The sequence below is a fragment of the Micrococcus sp. GbtcB5 genome (genome assembly GCF_019091605.1).
GTDB lineage: Bacteria > Actinomycetota > Actinomycetes > Actinomycetales > Micrococcaceae > Micrococcus > Micrococcus luteus.
Genome location: NZ_JAGXJK010000138.1, coordinates 1 through 304, shown reverse-complemented (window position 1 = coordinate 304; position 304 = coordinate 1). Strand labels below are relative to the sequence as shown.

Sequence of the window (304 nt, the reverse complement as noted above, 5' to 3'; positions counted from 1 at the left end):
GTCGGCCAGCCCGGCGCGCAGGGCCATCACGTCGGACTCGCGGCGCAGCGGCGGGCTGACCTTGCACACGGGGTCGTAGGAGCGGACGAGCTCCTCGGTGAGCAGCAGGTGGTGCGTGGTGGCCTCGGCGGTCACGGCCACGCCCTGGGCCTTGGCCCAGCGGAACAGCTCGACGGAGCCGGCCGTGGAGACGTGGCACACGTGCAGGCGGGAGTCCACGTGCTGGGCCAGCAGCACGACACGGGCGATGGCGGCCACCTCCGCCACGGCGGGCCAGCCGGCCAGGCCGAGGACGCCGGAGGGC

The 304-nt window shown here is 75.7% G+C and carries 1 pseudogene; it reads right to left on the bottom strand.

Going from position 1 to position 304, the window contains the following annotated elements:
• Positions 1–304 (bottom strand): annotated as a pseudogene (locus KVS67_RS11785) (dihydroorotase); the annotation flags it as partial.